The sequence below is a fragment of the Chitinophaga polysaccharea genome (assembly GCF_007829335.1).
GTDB lineage: Bacteria > Bacteroidota > Bacteroidia > Chitinophagales > Chitinophagaceae > Chitinophaga > Chitinophaga polysaccharea_B.
The window spans coordinates 642,633-661,514 of the sequence record NZ_VIWO01000002.1; the positions used below are offsets into that span (position 1 = coordinate 642,633).

20 protein-coding genes are annotated in these 18,882 nt (G+C 47.7%); 9 read left to right on the plus strand and 11 right to left on the minus strand.

Annotation, left to right across the window (positions count from 1 at the left end; translation table 11 throughout):
- Positions 1 to 55: 55 nt before the first annotated feature.
- A complete protein-coding gene (locus tag FHW36_RS10590) occupies positions 56 to 583 on the plus strand; it encodes a 5' nucleotidase, NT5C type (protein ID WP_145667005.1) in 528 nt (175 codons plus the stop codon).
- Between the two features lie 3 nt (positions 584 to 586).
- Here FHW36_RS10590 and FHW36_RS10595 read toward each other — a convergent pair whose 3' ends face one another.
- The 3 genes from FHW36_RS10595 to FHW36_RS10605 are packed head-to-tail and all read right to left on the minus strand — an operon-like array spanning position 587 to position 3,604.
- Positions 587 to 1,267, minus strand: coding sequence for an ABC transporter ATP-binding protein (locus FHW36_RS10595; RefSeq protein WP_145667008.1), 681 nt, complete (start codon positions 1,265 to 1,267; stop codon positions 587 to 589).
- A gap of 1 nt (position 1,268) precedes the next feature.
- The gene (locus FHW36_RS10600; protein WP_145667011.1) at positions 1,269 to 2,528 is read right to left on the minus strand and encodes an ABC transporter permease; all 1,260 of its coding nucleotides are present in this window, start codon (positions 2,526 to 2,528) and stop codon (positions 1,269 to 1,271) included.
- Positions 2,525 to 3,604 carry an efflux RND transporter periplasmic adaptor subunit gene (locus tag FHW36_RS10605; protein ID WP_145667014.1) on the minus strand — a complete coding sequence of 360 codons (1,080 nt, stop codon included), beginning with the start codon at positions 3,602 to 3,604 and terminating at the stop codon, positions 2,525 to 2,527. The genes FHW36_RS10600 and FHW36_RS10605 overlap by 4 nt, the downstream gene beginning before the upstream one ends.
- A 133-nt stretch (positions 3,605 to 3,737) precedes the next feature.
- On the opposite strand from FHW36_RS10605, the gene FHW36_RS10610 reads away from it, so the two are divergent.
- From FHW36_RS10610 to FHW36_RS10620, 3 genes are all read left to right on the plus strand, one after another.
- Positions 3,738 to 4,286 carry a pyridoxamine 5'-phosphate oxidase family protein gene (locus FHW36_RS10610; RefSeq protein WP_145667017.1) on the plus strand — a complete coding sequence of 183 codons (549 nt, stop codon included), beginning with the start codon at positions 3,738 to 3,740 and terminating at the stop codon, positions 4,284 to 4,286.
- Positions 4,287 to 4,441: 155 nt separating this feature from the next.
- The gene (locus FHW36_RS10615) at positions 4,442 to 4,945 is read left to right on the plus strand and encodes a GNAT family N-acetyltransferase (RefSeq protein WP_145667020.1); all 504 of its coding nucleotides are present in this window, start codon (positions 4,442 to 4,444) and stop codon (positions 4,943 to 4,945) included.
- Entirely contained in the window at positions 4,945 to 5,415 is a 471-nt protein-coding gene (locus FHW36_RS10620; RefSeq protein WP_145667024.1) for a MarR family winged helix-turn-helix transcriptional regulator, read from the plus strand. Before FHW36_RS10615 ends, FHW36_RS10620 begins: the two co-directional genes overlap by 1 nt.
- Positions 5,416 to 5,417: 2 nt before the next feature.
- Here the strand turns inward: FHW36_RS10620 and FHW36_RS10625 are convergent, their stop codons facing one another.
- Positions 5,418 to 6,029 (minus strand): hypothetical protein, encoded by a 612-nt coding sequence (locus FHW36_RS10625; RefSeq protein ID WP_145667027.1) that lies wholly within the window; start codon positions 6,027 to 6,029, stop codon positions 5,418 to 5,420.
- Between the two features lie 205 nt (positions 6,030 to 6,234).
- Between FHW36_RS10625 and FHW36_RS10630 the strand changes: the two genes are divergently transcribed.
- A complete protein-coding gene (locus FHW36_RS10630) occupies positions 6,235 to 6,651 on the plus strand; it encodes a hypothetical protein (protein ID WP_145667031.1) in 417 nt (138 codons plus the stop codon).
- 139 nt (positions 6,652 to 6,790) lie between these two features.
- Here FHW36_RS10630 and FHW36_RS10635 read toward each other — a convergent pair whose 3' ends face one another.
- Both FHW36_RS10635 and FHW36_RS10640 read right to left on the minus strand, forming a co-directional pair.
- A complete protein-coding gene (locus FHW36_RS10635) occupies positions 6,791 to 8,263 on the minus strand; it encodes a RagB/SusD family nutrient uptake outer membrane protein (RefSeq protein WP_145667034.1) in 1,473 nt (490 codons plus the stop codon).
- Between the two features lie 12 nt (positions 8,264 to 8,275).
- Complete coding sequence (locus tag FHW36_RS10640; protein ID WP_186452382.1) at positions 8,276 to 11,542, minus strand: SusC/RagA family TonB-linked outer membrane protein; 3,267 nt, start codon at positions 11,540 to 11,542, stop codon at positions 8,276 to 8,278.
- 416 nt (positions 11,543 to 11,958) lie between these two features.
- Here FHW36_RS10640 and FHW36_RS10645 point away from each other — a divergent pair, with 416 nt between their 5' ends.
- Entirely contained in the window at positions 11,959 to 14,358 is a 2,400-nt protein-coding gene (locus FHW36_RS10645) for an FtsX-like permease family protein (RefSeq protein WP_145667040.1), read from the plus strand.
- A 59-nt stretch (positions 14,359 to 14,417) separates the two neighbouring features.
- Here the strand turns inward: FHW36_RS10645 and FHW36_RS10650 are convergent, their stop codons facing one another.
- Entirely contained in the window at positions 14,418 to 14,720 is a 303-nt protein-coding gene (locus FHW36_RS10650; protein ID WP_145667043.1) for a hypothetical protein, read from the minus strand.
- A 32-nt stretch (positions 14,721 to 14,752) separates the two neighbouring features.
- Positions 14,753 to 15,529 carry a GDSL-type esterase/lipase family protein gene (locus FHW36_RS10655; RefSeq protein WP_145667046.1) on the minus strand — a complete coding sequence of 259 codons (777 nt, stop codon included), beginning with the start codon at positions 15,527 to 15,529 and terminating at the stop codon, positions 14,753 to 14,755.
- A 145-nt stretch (positions 15,530 to 15,674) separates the two neighbouring features.
- On the opposite strand from FHW36_RS10655, the gene FHW36_RS10660 reads away from it, so the two are divergent.
- A complete protein-coding gene (locus FHW36_RS10660; RefSeq protein ID WP_145667049.1) occupies positions 15,675 to 16,004 on the plus strand; it encodes an ArsR/SmtB family transcription factor in 330 nt (109 codons plus the stop codon).
- A gap of 34 nt (positions 16,005 to 16,038) precedes the next feature.
- Entirely contained in the window at positions 16,039 to 16,482 is a 444-nt protein-coding gene (locus FHW36_RS10665) for an SRPBCC family protein (RefSeq protein WP_145667052.1), read from the plus strand.
- An 80-nt stretch (positions 16,483 to 16,562) separates the two neighbouring features.
- Here the strand turns inward: FHW36_RS10665 and FHW36_RS10670 are convergent, their stop codons facing one another.
- Positions 16,563 to 17,228, minus strand: a complete 666-nt coding sequence (locus FHW36_RS10670) for a YiiX family permuted papain-like enzyme (protein WP_246121127.1) — start codon at positions 17,226 to 17,228, stop codon at positions 16,563 to 16,565.
- Between the two features lie 49 nt (positions 17,229 to 17,277).
- Between FHW36_RS10670 and FHW36_RS10675 the strand changes: the two genes are divergently transcribed.
- A complete protein-coding gene (locus FHW36_RS10675; RefSeq protein WP_145667055.1) occupies positions 17,278 to 17,808 on the plus strand; it encodes a GNAT family N-acetyltransferase in 531 nt (176 codons plus the stop codon).
- A gap of 10 nt (positions 17,809 to 17,818) precedes the next feature.
- Here the strand turns inward: FHW36_RS10675 and FHW36_RS10680 are convergent, their stop codons facing one another.
- Entirely contained in the window at positions 17,819 to 18,460 is a 642-nt protein-coding gene (locus FHW36_RS10680) for a murein L,D-transpeptidase catalytic domain-containing protein (RefSeq protein WP_145667058.1), read from the minus strand.
- 45 nt (positions 18,461 to 18,505) lie between these two features.
- The gene (locus tag FHW36_RS10685) at positions 18,506 to 18,868 is read right to left on the minus strand and encodes a hypothetical protein (RefSeq protein WP_145667060.1); all 363 of its coding nucleotides are present in this window, start codon (positions 18,866 to 18,868) and stop codon (positions 18,506 to 18,508) included.
- Positions 18,869 to 18,882: the final 14 nt, after the last annotated feature.

Here is an 18,882-nt window from a genome sequence, read left to right on the forward strand (position 1 = left end):
AAAGCTTAAAGCTTTCTGCTTCTTTTATTATATTAGCTCCATAAATCTGGAAACGATGCAGCTATCTATTGCCATAGACATGGACGAAACCATTGCCGATCCTATCAAAAAAGCCAGGGAATGGTATTACAGGGATTACGGAAAAACCTTTACCCCTGAAGAATTACACGGCAAAACATTTACCGAAGCAGTACCGCCTGAACACAAAGACAAGATCAAGGAATACCTGAATACGCCAGGCTTCTTCCGCGACCTGGATGTCTTCCCTGATGCGAAGGAAGTACTGAAAGAACTTAACCAGAAATATAAGCTCTATATCGTATCTGCTGCCATGGAGTTTCCCGATTCCTTGCGGGACAAATACGACTGGCTACAAGAACATTTCCCTTTCCTCACCTGGAAACAATTCTGTCTTTGCGGCGATAAATCTATTGTACAAACAGACATCATGATCGATGACCTGATCCGTAACTTTACCTTTTTCAAAGGGAAGGCGTATCTCTATCATGGTCACCACAACGTACATATAGAAGGCTATGAGCGGATACTGAACTGGGAAGATGCGGCAAAAAAACTGCTATAGCAGCTACTGGCGGATCACCTTTCCATCTTCCATTTCGATGATACGATTAGTATTTTGAGCAAACTCCGTGTCATGTGTAACGACCAACAGCGTTTGGTGATATTGGGTGGCCAGTTCTTTAAAAATATCGAATACAATCTGCCCGTTTTTCTTGTCCAGGTTACCGGTAGGTTCATCTCCCATGATGATAGCGGGATCGTTGATCAGGGCACGGGCTATCGCCACCCGCTGTTTTTGTCCGCCCGATAACTGGTTAGCGCCTTTTAGTGCCAGGTCGTCGATATACAGCATTTTAAGCCGTTCCATGGCCCGGTGTTCTATTTCTTCGGCGGAATATTTATTGAGTTTAAGTCCCGGCAGCATCACATTCTTTAGTACGCTAAATTCATTGAGCAGGTAGTGAAACTGGAATACGAAACCGATTTTTTCATTGCGTATACGCGCCAGCTGCTTCTCTTTCTGACCTGTTACGAGCTCCTGTTCTATCCACAGCTCTCCTTCATAATCGGTATCCATTGTAGAAAGTACATAGAGTAGCGTGGATTTGCCACATCCCGACTTACCCACTACTGATACAAATTCTCCCTTGTTCACAGACAAGCTAAGATCGTTCAGCACCGGTACCGTTACCGGGTCGTGAAAGTATTTCTTGATATGTGTTGCCTGTAAAATTACTTCGCTCATCTTATTTACCTCTTATAATCACCACCGGATCCACCTTGCTGGCCTTTCTTGCGGGAAAGAATCCTGCCAGGTAGGTAGTGACCAATGAAAATACCGTTGCTATCACATAAAATACCGGGTTATAATTCACCGGAAACGTTGATATAGTGGGCAATGCAGCCGTTTTAAACGGAATATGATTGATCACCACTGATAAGATATACCCCATTATCAATCCTACAGATCCTCCTGCCAGTCCTATGCTCAGGGCAATTACGATAAAGATCCGGTTTACATCGGCGCCGGAGAAGCCCGTCGCCTTCATGATGGCAATCGCATCCATCTTTTCGTAGATCATCATGTTCAGGATATTGTAAATCCCGAAGCCGGCCACAATCAACAGCGTAATACCTACCGAGTAAGAAATCAGGGTACGAATAAAGCTCCCGGTTTCAAACTGCGAGTTAGCGGTTTGGATATCCTCCGTATCGGCCTGGAACAGGCCCCCATATTCCCTGGCCACAGCCGGCGCCCCATTCAGGTCATGCAGTTTTATCTGTATATCGGTGAGATAATTATTGGGCTTGCCTAATAATTTCTGGGCCGTATTGATAGAAGTATAGCATTGTACTTTGTCAAAGTCCTGTAGCCCTGACTGAAAATAACCCACTACTTTCAAGGGCATCGTTTCTCCCTGGGAAGTAGTTACCTGTACCACATCTCCCAATTCTGCCAGTAGCTTTTCCGCTACCCCTTTTCCTAAAATGATGCTGTTGGGTACATTTTTCAGGTCAATGGCATTTCCGGCTACGATATAGTCGTTGAAGTGAAACAGGCTGCTCTCCGCCTGTACATCGATACCATTCACTACGCCGGTGATATCGATAGTGCCGGCATTAAAAAAAACGGGGGCCACAATTTTAGGCGCTACGCCCAGTACACGGCCATCGTGATGCAACAGATCGAGGATGGCGGCGCTATTGTATATTTCCAGGCGTCCGCTGGCCGATTTAACGGAGTGAATAAAGTTATGCGCAGACTTATTTTCGGGCGCCAGTGTCACCGGCTGACGTTTGGTGGGTTTGGTGTCGTTGTAGATGCGCACATGCGGCGTCCGGTTGAGAATCAGGCCATCGAGCAGGCCATTGAGCCCGGTCATGAAACTGAGCAGCGCAATAAACATGGTGATGCTGAAGGTAACGCCGATGGCAGCCACCAGTGTTTGCCGCCAGCGGGCTTTCAGCAATGAAATGGCGATATTGACAATTAATCTGTAGTTCATGGCGCCGGCTTAATGATCACATCGTTGGCGGTGAGCCCGCTCACAATTTCAACCTGCTGGTAATCTTTCACGCCCGTTACCACTTTCTTCCTTTCTTTATTTTCCAGCATTACTTCATCTTCCCCCAGTAAATAATTTCGGGGGATGGTTAACGCATGTTCTTTCGTTTGTATTTCGATATTGGCCTCGAGGGTGAGATTGGGATATACTACTGGTGGCGCCGTGGTGAAGTGTGCATCTACAGTAAAGGACCTGGATTTTTCGTTCATCATCGGGTAGATCTTTTCTACTACGGCCTCAAATACTTTTCCCCGGTAGCTATCCAGCGTTACATACACTTTTTGTCCCAGGCGGATGCGGGCAATATCATATTCGTCGGCTTGTAGCTCCAGGTAATAATTCCCGGCGTCGCCAATCACTGCAATGGGGCTTTGGGTAGTCACCATTTCTCCATTTTTTGGGGCGATGCTGTATACCTTCCCGTCAATATCGCTTCTGACGATATAATCATCGTTCTGGGTATGGCTGATTTCCAGGTTTTTTCCCGACTGCTTCGCGGCGAAATTAAGTTGCTTTTGCAGGTCGTTGTATTTGAATATGGCTACATCATAGGCCGTCACGGAATTTTTATAGGCCAGCTCCGCCTGTTCCAGTTGCTGCTGGCTGCCTATGCGTTGTTCCCATAGCCTGCGCTGGCGGCTCAGGGTGAGGGAGTCATTGTTGAGCTTTATACGGGCCAGGTCTATATTTACGCGGAGTTCATTTAATTTATCGGCGTTGGCTTTTACCGAGTTGTAGTCGGCCGCGATGGCAGCGTTTTCGGTATTGAGCTTTGCGGTTTCATTGCGGATGATGATGATCGGGGCGCCTTTCCTGACGGTATCTCCTTCGGTGACAGGAATGCTGACGATCAGTCCATTTACCCTTGAAAACACCTGGTATTGGCGCCGGGCTTTGATGATACCGGAAGCGTATACCGATTCCGTGATTTTTCCTACCGATGGTTGTGTCTTTTCCCATTTGCCTTTACAGGAAGCCAGGAGGAAAAGCACCGCTAATAATTGGATCGTCCTCATGTAACATATTTTTCCTGCCGGAAAATAACGGACAGTGCTTCGTTTGTGCTTTATACGGTATCAAATGTACGGCTTTCCGGGCGATGGCGGGGGCTAAAAATTTGTATCTTTAATTATCGTAATCTCCACCGCTATGGGAAAATTCTTTGATGATATCAATCCGCAGCACCAGGCATTCATTTCCGCCCAGAAAATGTTTTTTGTTGCCACTGCACCGCTCAGCCAGGAAGGGCATATAAATCAATCGCCTAAGGGACTGGACAGCTTCCGGGTATTGTCGCCTTCCCGGGTGGCTTACCTGGATATTGTAGGCAGCGGCAATGAAACCTCCGCCCACCTGGTAGAAAATGGCCGCATCACTTTTATGTTTTGTGCCTTTGATGGTCCTCCCAATATACTGCGTTTATACGGCCACGGCTATACGGTATTACCCGGCGCCCCGGAATGGCTGGAACTGTCGGCCCATTTTTCCCTGCTGCCGGCTACCCGGCAAATTATTGTGGCCGACATTCATAAAGTGCAAACCTCCTGTGGTTTTGGCGTACCGCTGTATACCTACACCGGAGAAAGGGACCATGCCGCTAAATGGGCTGCCAGCAAAGGCCCCGAGGGACTGGAGCGCTATAAAGCCGAAAAGAACCGCTTCAGTCTCGATGGGTTACCCACCGCACTGGGAAAATAAAAACCACTAAGAAATATACTCCCTTAAATGATGAGAAGGGTATCCGTTGATACCCCTGTTCTCCCCTGCCTGATGACCAATTGTTTTATGAAAGGCTAAAATAAATTTTGATATATGTAGTCAACTACGTAGTTTTATACTATAATTACGGAAACATGAGTACAGCACCCATCATCAGGATGATCGACAATCGCTTCAGCCAGCGGGCCATTGAGCTTATCCTGCCTATTCAGCAGCAGGAGTTTAACATCCCCGTTACCCTGGAAGACCAGCCGGACCTGCTGGATATTGACACCTGCTATCATCGTACCGGCGGCGGATTCTGGGGAGCCATACAGGGAGAAGCGCTGGTAGGCACCATTGCGCTTATTGCCATTGGTCACCAGGCCGGGGCTATCCGCAAGATGTTTGTGAAAAAAGAGTTCCGGGGGAAAGAGCCGGGCATTGCCCAACACTTGCTGGAATGCCTTATAGCGCATAGCCGCCAACAGGGCATACAGGACCTTTACCTCGGCACCGTCAATAAACTGGAAGCCGCCATGCGTTTCTATGAGCGCAATCATTTCAAAAGGATTCCTAAAACGGATTTACCTTCGTATTTTCCGGTGATGCCTGCGGATAACGTATTCTATCACTTACACCTGGATAATGAAGGCTAATGAGCAATTTAATTGAAGCATCCGGCATATTGGCAATTGCCACGCGGCTGCAGCGACTCAGCGACCAGCTGCGCAAAGAGGGGCAATTGATTTACAAGGCCCATGGGATTGATTTTGAGCCGAAGTGGTTCCCGGTGGTGTATACCCTCCACCAAAAGCCGGTATTGAGCGTAGTAGAAATAGCCGCAGAAATAGGCTATTCTCATCCATCTACCATCAGCTTACTAAAAGAACTGGAAAAGCAAAAGCTGGTCCGCTCTAAAAAAGACAAGACCGACGAGCGGAAACGGCTCATCCTGCTTACAGATAAAGGGAAGGACCTGGTAATCCAAATGCAGCCGGTGTGGAAAAAGATGTCGGCTGCCCTGGCGTCACTCACAAACACTCCCCATAACCTCATGAAGGCCATCGAAGAAGTAGAAGCCAATATAAAAGTGCAGAGCTTTTTTGAAAGGGAACAACAACAATAGGCTTATACCAGCAAGCCCTTTACCAGTGCTTTCCATTGGAGCTTTGAAATGCCGATAGCGCCGGTAGAACCCACTACTGCGTTCCTGATCCGGTCGCCCAAATCGGGGCTCTGGGTATTGGGCACCTCATTACGACCATATACCGCCGCAGTAACGGTAGCACCATTCCTTACCAATACAAAAGAACTGCTGGCTTCTTTACGCAGGAAATGTGCGATCCCCGCGCTTTTTTGTATGGGGTGCTCAGAAGGCCTGGCACGGATAAAGAATACTTCCTGGTGCTCATTCAACATGATATGTTCCTTCTGCTCAATTTTCACCCAGTCAAACCCCTTCCCTGCGTGGGTACCCGGCCCCGGAATATCAATGCGTATATACATGCCCGTTTCCGCCAGCCCTGATACAAGCTTTCCGGCCAGATCGGTAAGCTGAAAGCCTGACGACATGCTACCACTCAGCGATTCCCAGTTATTAATATCTGCCAGGCGCAGTACCGCCGTTTTAAAAAAGGCTGAGGCTGTCTCTTCATTTAATAAATCTTTGCTTTCGGAAGTACTAGTGGCTTCTCCCACATACTGTGCCGGTAGAAACGGCGTCGCAATATTATCTCCCATAACCAACTTTTTACGGATAAAACAATGCTACTTCCGCGCTTTACAATTTCCATTCCTGTTTATACCCGCGATCTTTGTATTTTTGCGTGGTAAACACTACAAAACAACGGAACAGAGAGCACATATACCGCTATGAATATCATCCATCCAATAGCATAATCGCGTTTCACGGGCATTACATTTGATGACACTAAAGATACAATTTATGAATCGTATTTATACTCTTCTACTTCTCGCCATCGTCCATATCAGTTGCAGCAACGTTCCTCCCGGCCAGAGCAATGGCAGAATTATCGGCAAATGGCTACCCGTGAAATCTGTCATGAGCGGCAGTGAAAACGGAAAGAAAACGTTCGAGAAAACCGACAGCAGTTTTAGCGAGATTGACGTGATGGATTTTAAAGAGGACGGCCACCTGGACGATGGAGGCCAACGATACGAATCCTATATCCTCTATCCCGATTCAAAGGAATTAACTTTGCTGGAATCGACCGGCGATGCCGTCACTTTTAAAATTCATACCCTCAATCCCAAACAGATGATCCTGGTGCGGGAAGATGACGAAGACTATCGTAACAACCGCCGGCACATGCGGCTCGAAATCCATTTTAAAAGACTCTGATCACTTCAGCACAAGGATAATTGCCCTACCCATATAGAATCCCGGGCATGCTGCGCCCGTACCGGGAGCATATACCATGCTGCCAGCAATAAAAAACCAATCGTGTCATACTGCACGATTTATTTCAAACCACCTGCCGTCAAGGATTCTGCGGGAAATTGGTGGGATCGTTGTGAATATCTATTTCGCTTTGAGGAATATAGAATAATAACCGGGAAGGCGTGAGCACCGGCGCAGTGAGGTTGTACTCATTTTTCAGGTGCGCCTGCATAATGGCCAGTCCCTTGCTATACCTGATCAGATCGAACCAGCGGTTGTTTTCAAAAGCCAGTTCTATCCTTCTCTCTGCAAATACCGCATCACGGAAACTGGCCTGATCGGGCAGGTCAGCAGCCGTTCTGGCTTTAAGCCCGGCTCTTTGCCGCACCTGGTTGAGGTAACCGAAAGCTGTACCGGCACCGGTGGCTGCACTATAAGCCTGCTCATTCAGCGCCTCTGCCTGCAGCAATAGGATGTCGGCATAACGTAATAGGGGGAAACTGCTACCACCGTCGCCGGTAGCGCCGGGCGGATCCAGGAATTTCTTTACATAGTTGCCCGACTGTTTAGTAGTAGCATTGCTATAAGACACCGTATCGAGAGAAGCCGCAAAACGCAGATCACCCGGCTCATACGCCGCTACGATATCGTGTGTGGGACGGTTATTGTTAGAGCCTCCATAAGCCACACCATTGTAAAAGAAGGAAAAAGGCACCATGTCTGAAAAAAATGTATTCCCTTCAGACGGACTCAATCCTTTTTTAAAACGGATGGTAAACAACACTTCGCTGTTCACGGCATTGGCAGGTGTAAACAGCGCTGCATAATCGGGCAACAACGTATAGCCATTTACGTTTTTCAGGACATTAGCAGCAGCCTGCCACTTCTTTTCTGTAACGTATACCTTACCCAGCAAACCATTGGCGCTGCCCGCGGTTACGCGGCCATAGTCATTGGGGTTGGTATACACGGCAGGCAGCAAAATGGCTGCCTGTTGCAGGTCTTTTTCTATCTGGGCATACACTTCCGTTACGTCATTCCGCTTGTCGTTCTGCGCTTCTGAGGTAGTTTCCGTTTTGATTACCAGGGGTACTTTGCCATACAAGCGAACCAAGTCGAAATATACAAACGCCCGCAGGAACAAGGCTTCTCCCTTGAACTGCTTTTTAGACGAATCGGGTATGGCGGCAGCATCTACCTGGTCCAGCACGGAGTTGGCCCGTGAAATGACAATATACGAACCGGCATATACATCTGTGAGAAAAGGATTGGTAGTGGTTTCTCCAAAAAGATCGATCTGAGAGGCCACTCCTGCCAATGCGCCACGGTCCAGGATATCGGTGTTATCGCTTCTTACCTCCATCAGGTAATAACTGGATTTACCGTAGGTGCGCGTACTTTGCAACCCATCGTAAATACCATTCACCCCCTGCTGAAAATCACTGGCTGTTTTGAAAAAGGTAGCGGTAGTTTGATTGGATACCGGGGGCCGGTTAATAAAATCTTTGCTGCAGGAAGATATAATCGTTACCAGCGACAAGCCTGCTATTGCTATAGTGATATTTAACTTCATATACTCCTGTTTTTAGAATAAAAGATTGATACCTGCGGTAAATGTTTTCGGCAAAGGATAGGTACCATAGTCCTCCCCTTGCGACAGCGGACTGTCGGGCCGGGCGTTCACTTCCGGGTTATAACCGGTGTATTTGGTCCAGGTATAGATATTCTGCCCGGAGAGATATACCCGCAACTGCTGTACTTTGTTACGCAACAGGCGTTGATTAAAACTGTAACCAATAGTTAAATTACGTAAACGCACATACGAACCGTCTTCTACAAAGAAGGAGCTGGGCTGTGTGCTATTCCCCGTAGCTACGCGATTAGGACGCATGGTGTTGCCATCCCCCGGATCGGCAGGCGATTTCCAATACCCCAGCTCTTCTACCATCTGGTTGGCATTACCTTCGCTGTTATAGAGGAAGCGACGTTGCAGGTTCATAATTTTGTTGCCATGTACCGCCTGCAGGGCGATATTCAGGTCAAATCCCTTATAACGGAATTCATTGCTGAGGCCCCAGATAAACTTGGGAAAGTAGCTGCCCATATCGGTTCTGTCGCTCGCATCAATTTTCTTATCGTTATTAAAATCTATAAACTTACGATCTCCCGGCTTTGTGCTGCTGTAATGGGGATAGGCATCAATTTCCGCCTGGTTTTTAAATACGCCTCCGTTGATATAACCATAATAGCTGCCTATCGGCGCTCCTACTTTGGTGATATATAACTGGGAGATAGTACCGTTGCCACCATCGGAGATGATGGGAGCGTTGTTGGCGCCCAGTTGCAGTACTTCATTTTTGTTGGCAGCGATATTAAAGCTCGTATTCCATATGAAGGCGCCCGTGAGATTGCGGGTATTCAATCCAAATTCCACTCCGCTGTTACGCACCTTGCCGATATTTTTCAAGGCGGTACCGAATCCTGAACTAAGGGCTACCGGGACATTCAATAGCAAGTTGGAAGTAGTAGCGCGATAGTAGTCGGCGCTGAGGTAAATTCTGTTGGTAAACAGGCCAATATCCAGACCAGCATTCAGTTGCAGCGTTTTTTCCCAGGTCAGATCGGGGTTGGCAGGCTGTGATAGTCCCGCTCCATTCACGGCATTGCCCGTACCTGGTCCCAGCACATATCCGTTGGATGATAACAGGTCGTAAGCCGCATAGTTGGCAATCTGGAAGTTACCAGAAGTACCGTAGCTCAACCTTGCTTTTAACTCAGAAATTGGTTTTACTTTAAAGAAGGACTCATTGCTGATCAACCAGCCGCCGGAAACAGCCGGGAAATAGCCCCATTTATTGTTGGCCCCGAAGCGGGAAGATCCATCGCTACGGATGCTGGCCGATACAAAGTATTTATCGTCGTAGTTATAGTTAACCCTGCCCAGGTAAGACACCAGCGACCATTGTGATTCCGTGGAAGTACCGCTGGTAATTGTAGCTGCATTCAGCGTTTGTACGGCATCGTTAGGAAAGCCAGTACCATCAGTTTCACTGGCTTTAGTCACGTTCCTCTGAGAGGTATAACCGGCCAGTACATCGAACTTATGTTTATCGTGTATGCTGAACTGGTAGGTCAGCGTGTTTTCCCAGAGCCAGTTGGTAGACAAAGCTGTTTGCGCTGATCCCTTGGGAATAGTGGGCGCACCTTGTTGTATAGGCTTATAGGTACCCAGGGTAGAAGGCCTGAAATAGTTGCGGCTGAAATAATTAATATCAGCGCCAAAGAACGTTTTAAACTTCAACCCCTTGACAATTTCATATTCTCCACAGGCGCTTCCCAGGTTGCGGATATGGTCCATTTTATCCTTGATCCGGGTGGCGAGTGCGACCGGGTTTTCTCCTCCAGAATAGCCAAACGCCCATATATTCTGACGATTGGTGGCCAGTGAGCCATCCGCGTTATATACCGGGAAAATGGGAGCAGCCTTCAGGGCATTGCTCAGCACCCCGTCAAATGTCCAGGGCCCTTCGCTGTTGATCAGGTCGTAGTGATCAAATGTTGGGTTGATACTAACGCCCACCCTTACACGTGATGTGAGGTCGGCGGTGAGATTGGCCCGTACACCATATCTTTTATACCCCGATCCCAGGATGATCCCTGTTTGATCAAGATAATTACCGGAGATATAGTACTGGAATTTGTCACTGCCGCCGGAAGCCGACAAGGTATGGTTTTGAATAGGCGCGGTTCTGAACAGGGCATCCTGCCAGTCTGTATTCACCAACCCCTGCTGCCCTGCCAGGTAAGGCAGTGTTTCCGGCGCAATCTGATAGTTGGAACTGCCGCGGGTAGCATTGTCGTCGGTGATTTTACCGGAGGGCCTGAAGTCGAGATAAGCGTTATTTTTAGCGTCGTAGCTGTATTTGGCCCACTCGTAGGCATCCATCAATTTTATTTTCTTACTTACCTGCTGAAAGCCTGCGTACATGCTATAGCCGAATGCCGGCGGACCAACCGGCTTTCCTTTCTTCGTGGTAATTAATACCACGCCGTTAGATGCGCGGGAGCCGTAGATAGCGGCGGAAGATGCGTCTTTCAGGATATCGATAGTGGCAATATCATCGCTGTTCAGGGTGCTGAGCGGATCCGGCGATTTCTGGAAAGAGGCCTGCCCGGCAATGTTTACAACATCTGTGGCGCCTTGCAGGTTTTTAAGATCGTTGGAAAGCGGCATCCCATCTATTACATAGAGTGGGTCGATGCCGGCAGAGATGGAGTTGAGTCCGCGGATACGTACGCTCATGCTGCCTCCGGGCGCGCCGGTATTCTGTAGCACCTGTACGCCGGCTACCTTGCCGGCAATGGCTTGCTCGAAGGTAGTTACCGGCTGGTCTTTCAGGTCGGCTGAACGTACAGAGGCTACCGCACCGGTGATTTCTTTGCGACGTTGTACGCCATACCCCACTACTACCACCTGGTTAAGCGAGGAGGTAGATTCTTTCAGCACAATCGCCAGTTGCTGCGTGGCGCCTGCTGTTAATGTAATGCCGCTTTGCAGCGTAGGCTCGTAGCCAATAGAACTGAATTGTATGGTGTAAGGGCCGCCAGCTGCCAGGGCAGGAAAGCGAAATACGCCGCTGGCATTGGTTTGCGTAGAGGCAATGCCGCCATTGGTTTCATTTTTTATCGTCACAGATACGCCGGGAATACCATCCTGCCGTTCATTGCGGACGATACCGGTAACGCCTGTACGTTTTTCCTGCGCCAGCAGGAATAAGGGAGCCAATAAAGTAACGAGCAACAGTAAGTGCTTCCATCTCCCTGGGAAAGACTGATAGTAAAAAGAGTCCATAGGTAACATTTTGGGGCCTCTGCGGGCTGTTGCCGTAGCCGCAGCTGGTAAAGCGTTTGCTCACCGATGTTTAAGGCCAATTTTAAAATAAACTGTTTATATTGATTCGGGTTGCGTTAAGCGATCTTTAGATTTTTTATCAAGGTTAAAAGTACCAACAAGTTTTTAGTCCACCAAATCAATAGACTAATACGAAGAAAATTTTTGTGATAGATAAATTTACCTTTCTGTTTATAAATGGCGGGCATCAATTACATAACCGGTAAAAAAACCGGGCACCTGATATGTTCAGAAATGAACACCCCGTCGTAAAAACGGACAACCTGAAAGATATATAGGGTATATTACCTATTGATAATCAAGTTATCCAAGCCTGGCACTTCCTTCGCCTACCTGTTTTCACAAGTTGTACTGCCATGATCAGAAGTCAATTAAAAATTGCGTTCAGAAATTTTCGCAAAAACATTACCCACAGTTTATTAAACCTTGTTGGTTTGACGCTTGGGTTGACCGCCTGTTTTTTCATTGCTATCTATGTGCGGGATGAATATAGTTACGACCGCTGGATACCGCAACAGGAGCAGGTGTACAGGATGGGAATGGATGTAAAAACGCAAACGAACGACAATATCCGGTTTGCAGCTACCTCCGGTAACCTGGCCAGGGCGCTGATGGAATATCCGCAGGTAAACAATACGGTACGGGTATTTAATTATGGCAACAACGGGGTGGTAAGTACTTCTCTCCAAAAACAAATTCCGGAACAAGCCATTTTTTTTGCCGACAGTTCCTTCTTCGACGTACTCCCCTACCCACTCCTGGCGGGCGATAGCCACACCGCGCTCAACGATGCAGATGGCATTTTATTGACCGCAGACAAAGCCACCAAATATTTCGGACATCAAAGCAACGCGAGTAACTGGCTAAACCAATCGCTCGATGTCAATGGTACCCATTACAGGGTGACGGGTGTGTTGAAAGATATCCCGTTCAACACTTACTTCCGGCCCGACTTTATTATTTCTACCGTTTCGGTAGCGCACCAGCAATGGTTCCAACAGAATACGGATAATTGGCATGGCACGATGGTGCAGACTTTCTTGAGGCTGAAACCCAACGTATCCATGGCAGCTTTTGAACCACAGATCCGGTTTATTGCTGATAAGTACGTAGGCGATGAAATTAAAGCTAACGGGCAGGTATACACGCATTTCATGCAACCACTGGCATCCATCCATCTGCACTCCAATTTACGTTATGAGCTCAGTAAAAACGGGGATGCGCTTTACATACGTATTCTTTCTTTCATTGCCTTGTTTATCCTGTTGATAGCCGGGATCAACTTTGTGAACCTCGCTACTGCAAGGGCCACTACCCGGGCTAAAGAAGTAGGTGTACGGAAAGTAATTGGTGCACAGCGTGCGCAACTGATCTTCCAGTTTATGCTGGAGTCCTGCATGATGAGCAGCCTGGCATTCATTGCCTCCTTGTTACTAATGCTGTTATTGTTACCCGCCTTCAACCATGTTGCCGATAAGAATTTTACACTTGATACCCTGCTGGCGCCGGGTATTATTAGCGCCGGGCTGGGTATTAGCCTGCTAATCGGCTTGTTATCGGGTATTTATCCTGCCATTGTACTTTCTGGGTTCAGCCCATCGCGGATTATACAGCGTTATGCCTGGCAGCGAAAAACCAATGTACTCAGGAACTCGCTGGTGGTCACCCAATTCGCCATATCCATACTGCTCATCATTGCCACCATCGTGGTGTACAAGCAACTGCAGTTTATGAAACATCAGGACCTTGGCTTTAACCAGTCGCAAGTATTGGTGATCCCTACCGCCGGAAATGAAGCCAGGCAACTACTGCCGGCGCTGGCAGAAAAACTGCGTAGACAGGCAGATGTATTATCGGTAAGTGTTTCCAGTAGTATACCAGGCCGGGATTTCGGCAACAACCTGTTGCAATTGAAAAACGACCATACCAAAAAAACGGATACCCGTTTACTGACTGCCGATGACCAATTTTTCCGTACTTATGATATTAAATTATTGGCGGGGCGCCTGTGCAACATGGTGGTGGATACCACCGGGCACCCGGATATTATGATCAATGAATCCGCACTCCCCTTCTTTGGATGGAAGAAGCCCGAAGAGGCGCTGGGACAGGAGTTTGACTGGGGTTGGGGAAGAATATGCGGGGTATATAAAGATTTTCATTTTAGCTCGTTGCAGCATGGTGTAACGCCCATGGCCATATTTTACAGGCCCTGGTCGCTGGCCTATATCAGCGTAAAAATGAATACGCACAACGCCGCTGCTACCATCGCGGGCATTGAAAAGACCTGGCATAGTTTGATACCAGGTGCTCTATTCAGTTACTTCTTCCTGGATGAAGATTATAACAAGCAGTACCTGGCAGAACAGCGGCTGGGCGAGCTGTTTATGATATTCTCCGTGCTGGCTATTGTAATTGCCTCGCTGGGATTGTTTGGATTGGCCTCTTTTGCCATAGAACAGCGTACCAAGGAAATTGGTATCCGGAAAGTACTGGGCGCCAGTATCAGTGGTATTGTGCGGTTGATGTCGACCGACTTCCTGCGGCTTGTCATCATTGCCGCGGCCATTGCGTTCCCGCTGGCCTGGTGGGCCATGAAAAGCTGGTTGCAGGATTTTGCCTACCGTGTGCCGCTCAACGCCTGGATCTTTATTATGGCCGGCACAGGCTCCCTGTTGATAGCCGCTTTGATTGTTAGTGCCCAGGCAGTAAAAGCAGCTTTGAATAACCCTGTGAATAGTTTACGCGCTGAATAAACAGCGAACCGCCCATCGTAGCTAAGCTACGATGGGCGGTTATATCTTCTCCCTGCCTATTACTTTGTAAACAGGGTAATATCTTCTCCTCCAGGTTCACAGTCAGCTAACTCCTCTTCCCAGTTGGACGAAAGCTTGAAAATATTATGCAAGGCACCCACCAGTTCCAGCCAACCACTCATCTCGTCCGACACCTCCAGGATTTCGCCATCCGACGTTTCGAAGGCCAGGAAGGTTAGCTCTCCCGGGTACGCATATACTTTATAACCTGATATGCGTGTCACATCCTCCCAGGCGAGGGTATCATCAATGTCTTCATCATATTTTACAGCCAGCGACTGTTCATCAAATGCTATATCCATGACGCAAAGATATTAATTTTGGTCTATCGGGTTTACAGTTTACCAGACAATACCCGCTTGATGGCTTTTGCCCACAAAATGCCCAGCTCTTCTGCTCCTTTTTCATTGGGATGCAGCTGGAAGGTGCCTGCTTTTCCGTGTTCCTGGACATACCATTCAGGATGTTTTTTAAAATAGTCAAAACCACTGGTATTGCCGATGAATACACGCTTAGGGTGAGTAATATGGTATTCGGCCGCAATGGTATTTAATACCGGGAAATAGGATTGCAACCTGGCGAGTCCTGCTGCCAGGTAGCGGGAGCTATTCTGGGTAGTGGGACTATACCAGATCGGATGATGCAGGACAACGATACAACCGGGATAATCGGCCAGGAGCCGGTCTATGATTGTCTTTACATTGGCTTTATAGTTAGCCGGCGATACCGGAGAGCCATTAGGCCCCTCTTCAGCACTGTCGTTTGTACCCAATACCAGGGAAAACACCAGCGTGGCATCTTTGTCTGTTTTAAAAGCATCGGCTGCTTTTACCACGTTATTGAATAAACGATTGGTGGCGGGCAGGAAATCGACCGTCGTGGAGCCACTCACGCCCTGGTTGCTGATGTGCACGTCGGCGGCAGGCATTGTTTTCTGCAGCCACTCCAGTGCCTTTATAGGCGGGGCTTCTTTATCGGCATGTGGTAAGCCGGCACCCTGGGTAATGCTGTTACCAATAAAAACGATGTTTACTTTTTTAGATTGCGCGATGGCCGAAAAGCCCAGCAGCAGCGCCAGGAGGCAAAGAAGCGTGGAATGTTTGTATAGCATGTCTTTTATTGTTGAGTGGCGTAAAATAATACCTTCCCCTGATAATCCGTTTTTTTTCATCCACAGCTTCTCTAAAAAAAATTTTGTGTAACCATTCGGTTTCCTATATTTGTAACCGAATGGTTACACAATAAAAACAGATTCCTTGAGACGAGATGTATTTCAGGCAATAGCAGATCCTACCCGTAGGCAGATCATTGGCCTGCTGGCCAACACTACGTTGAATCTGAATGCCATCGCCGACAATTTTGATATCAGCCGGCCGGCTATTTCCAAACATATCCGGATTTTAACAGAATGCGGGCTGGTCACTATCCGCCAGGATGGCCGGGAGCGCTATTGCAGCGCCGATTTGCGGCAATTGAAAGCGGTAGCAGACTGGACGGCGCAATACCATGCCTTCTGGACACAGAAACTAGATGCCCTGGAAAATTTCCTGGCGGCCACGGGAAAGCCTTCCCGTAAGAAAAAGTAATTACCTCATTTTTCATCTATTTAAACATGTCACCATGAGTAACACACCTTTAGTCATTGAGCGTATCCTGGATGCACCTGTAAACGCTGTATGGGAAGCCATTACAGACAAAGACAAAATGAAACAATGGTATTTCGATCTCTCCGCTTTCAGTCCCACCGTAGGCTTCGAATTCAGCTTCAGCGGCGGCAGCGAAACGAAACAATACCTGCATCATTGTAAAATCACAGAAGTAATACCAGGTAAGAAACTCAGTTATACCTGGAGGTATGAAGGGTATCCTGGCAATTCGGAAGTTACCTGGGAGCTGGCGGCAGAAGGCAAAAAAACAAAGCTCACGCTAACACATACCGGCTTACATACTTTCCCTTCCGGAGAGGATTCCAATTTCGGGGTGGCCAGTTTCACACAAGGCTGGACATACATTATCGGCACCAGTTTGCCGGAATACCTGGCGAAACAAGCCGTTGCACAATAGTTGCATGCAAAGGAGCAAAGCAACAAAGATTTCTACACCTTCTTATGCTGCTTTGCTCCTTTGCATTTTTGCGTGATAAGCTATTTACTGGCTACTGTGATTAATAGCGGTGAATTGAACATGCTGACAGGAGAGATAATTTTTTCATCGAGGGGAATATGTCCCTGGTAAATTTGTTCCATCTGCTGTTTTACCGCAGTGCTGTGCAGGTCAAAATCTTTCAACGCCTGTAATGTCCCTATTTCCAGTCCCGTGGCGCCTTTATAGATTTTCCAGACGAGTTCGGAACAATACATTCTTTCATCCGACCAGGCAAAATAAATGTCATAATCCCTTCCATCATACTGCGATCCTATTGCTTTCATTTTACCGACTACGGCGGGAGTTAACACGGTAGCGGCATCTTTGAGGCGTTTTTGAACGAAATGTTTTCCTTTCCCCCTGGCGATCCATTCCTGTAATGGTGTATATCTCACTGGTTGTAAGGCTTCGTATACATACCAGGCATCTCCTCTTTTAAAAATTATTCCGCAATGACTATATTTGGAATGTGTAGCCAACTGGATAGCCGTACTCAGATCTGATTGGGATACCTGGAAAATAATATCCCCTTCCTGTATATCTGAGTTAACAGGTGCAGCTTTTTGAGCCAGCGTGAGCCCTGTCAGCCACGCGCCCGCCACTAGTGTGCCGGTAGCGAGTACCAGTATTAATATCGTTGTAAGTGCTTTTCGTATCATTGCCATAAGTCACAAATTAACCAACAATATATTCTATTATTATAACCCAGCAAAAATGAAAGAAATCCTTATTGTACCTGCCATCACCGCAGAGGTGGAATTATTGCAACAGGTAGCCCGGCAAACATTCCTCGAAAGTTTTGCCGATGTTAATACGGCTGAAAATATGGCGCACTATCTCCGGGAAAACATGAGCCTCAACAAACTAACGAATGAAATGAGCCATCCCGATTCAGAGTTTTACTTCGCGATGCTGAACAATAACCCACTCGGCTATATGAAAATCAACTACCGGGCGGCGCAATCCGAATTATTCAACAGTCGTGCAGTGGAACTGGAACGGATATACGTACTTAAGTCGCACCAGGGCCAGCGGTTAGGTCAGCTGATGCTCAACCGAGTATTGGAACTGGCGGAGGAAGTAAAGGCTCCTTTCCTCTGGCTGGGCGTGTGGGAACATAATACCAGGGCTATAGGCTTTTACGAAAAACATGGATTTGCGTCGTTTGACAAACACAAATTTATGCTGGGCAGCGAGGAACAAACCGATATCCTCATGCGGCTCGATTTGCCCGTGCGCCGCTAACATTGGCCTGTCAACGGTAAATCCATAACAGGATAGGGCGATTGGCCCGATCGATGTAAGGCTCCAGCGACGCAAAATAGGCAGGATTTAACATGGGGCAGCCATCGCTGCGACAAATGCCCTGCTCCTGCGCTACTGCGGGCACAGCGCGGTAGCTGTGCAGCACCACAAACCTGTTGAATGCATTACTGTTTGTACTATCCAGTCCATGAAGCTTATATGCCGTACCAAATTGTCCACTATACCTCACGCCTATACGATATTTACCTAAAGAAGAACAGCGGCTTCCCGGTACATTGGAAAACACTACTTTCTCCGCCCGGAAGTCGGGCCCCTGTCCATGGGATACCAGCGCGGAACTGAGTACCCGCTGGTGTTCCAAATCATAGCAAATAAACCGTTTGCTGCCGGAGAAGACACTGAAATCGACCAGGAAAGCCAGCTGCATATTATAGCCATGGGCCTGCGCGTATTCCCGCAGCAACCGGGCCTGTTTCCGTAGTTTAATGGTGTCGGGCGACAGTAGGTAAGACGGCGGAGATAGCGGTATGATGCCGCTTTTAGACGAGGTATGCTTTTCTTTACAAGCTACTACGCCTGTTATCAGCCATAGCAGCAACAGGTAGCGTATATATGAATATTTACGGGGCATGAGGTAGAGATGCAGCACCGGGAAATTTCCATAAGTATACCTGGCTTATTCCCAGATATCTTTAATATGGATCAGGATAGAATAGCGCCCGGTAGGTGGGTACTGTTCAATATTGAGACGGGCTTCATCGAAAGGCAGGGGCAATTTATCGGCATATTGCAGGTACAGTTCCTGTACTACCGCAATGGCTTCCGCTTTGCTTTCCACCACCCAGGATTTGGCGGTGCGGTTATTATCGAAGAGTTGATTGAATGCTTTCCTGGCATCGGCAGTCTGCTCAAAGGGCACTACTTTCAGTGTCCACACTTCTCCTATCTTTTCCGGTTGTTCCGGCGTATCGAGGTTGATTTTAAACCGTTCCAATCCCGCGGGGTCCAACGCTCGCATAATGTCCATCGCCACTGACATAAATAGTAATTTTA

Excerpts from the sequence above, each read along its gene's own strand:
- FHW36_RS10590 (WP_145667005.1), top strand. The coding sequence starts at position 56 with ATGCAGCTATCTATTGCCATAGACATGGACGAAACCATTGCCGATCCT.
- FHW36_RS10595 (WP_145667008.1), bottom strand. The coding sequence starts at position 1,267 with ATGAGCGAAGTAATTTTACAGGCAACACATATCAAGAAATACTTTCAC.
- FHW36_RS10600 (WP_145667011.1), bottom strand. The coding sequence starts at position 2,528 with ATGAACTACAGATTAATTGTCAATATCGCCATTTCATTGCTGAAAGCC.
- FHW36_RS10605 (WP_145667014.1), bottom strand. The coding sequence starts at position 3,604 with ATGAGGACGATCCAATTATTAGCGGTGCTTTTCCTCCTGGCTTCCTGT.
- FHW36_RS10610 (WP_145667017.1), top strand. The coding sequence starts at position 3,738 with ATGGGAAAATTCTTTGATGATATCAATCCGCAGCACCAGGCATTCATT.
- FHW36_RS10615 (WP_145667020.1), top strand. The coding sequence starts at position 4,442 with ATGAGTACAGCACCCATCATCAGGATGATCGACAATCGCTTCAGCCAG.
- FHW36_RS10620 (WP_145667024.1), top strand. The coding sequence starts at position 4,945 with ATGAGCAATTTAATTGAAGCATCCGGCATATTGGCAATTGCCACGCGG.
- FHW36_RS10625 (WP_145667027.1), bottom strand. The coding sequence starts at position 6,029 with ATGGGAGATAATATTGCGACGCCGTTTCTACCGGCACAGTATGTGGGA.
- FHW36_RS10630 (WP_145667031.1), top strand. The coding sequence starts at position 6,235 with ATGAATCGTATTTATACTCTTCTACTTCTCGCCATCGTCCATATCAGT.
- FHW36_RS10635 (WP_145667034.1), bottom strand. The coding sequence starts at position 8,263 with ATGAAGTTAAATATCACTATAGCAATAGCAGGCTTGTCGCTGGTAACG.
- FHW36_RS10640 (WP_186452382.1), bottom strand. The coding sequence starts at position 11,542 with ATGGACTCTTTTTACTATCAGTCTTTCCCAGGGAGATGGAAGCACTTA.
- FHW36_RS10645 (WP_145667040.1), top strand. The coding sequence starts at position 11,959 with ATGATCAGAAGTCAATTAAAAATTGCGTTCAGAAATTTTCGCAAAAAC.
- FHW36_RS10650 (WP_145667043.1), bottom strand. The coding sequence starts at position 14,720 with ATGGATATAGCATTTGATGAACAGTCGCTGGCTGTAAAATATGATGAA.
- FHW36_RS10655 (WP_145667046.1), bottom strand. The coding sequence starts at position 15,529 with ATGCTATACAAACATTCCACGCTTCTTTGCCTCCTGGCGCTGCTGCTG.
- FHW36_RS10665 (WP_145667052.1), top strand. The coding sequence starts at position 16,039 with ATGAGTAACACACCTTTAGTCATTGAGCGTATCCTGGATGCACCTGTA.
- FHW36_RS10670 (WP_246121127.1), bottom strand. The coding sequence starts at position 17,228 with ATGGCAATGATACGAAAAGCACTTACAACGATATTAATACTGGTACTC.
- FHW36_RS10675 (WP_145667055.1), top strand. The coding sequence starts at position 17,278 with ATGAAAGAAATCCTTATTGTACCTGCCATCACCGCAGAGGTGGAATTA.
- FHW36_RS10680 (WP_145667058.1), bottom strand. The coding sequence starts at position 18,460 with ATGCCCCGTAAATATTCATATATACGCTACCTGTTGCTGCTATGGCTG.
- FHW36_RS10685 (WP_145667060.1), bottom strand. The coding sequence starts at position 18,868 with ATGTCAGTGGCGATGGACATTATGCGAGCGTTGGACCCCGCGGGATTG.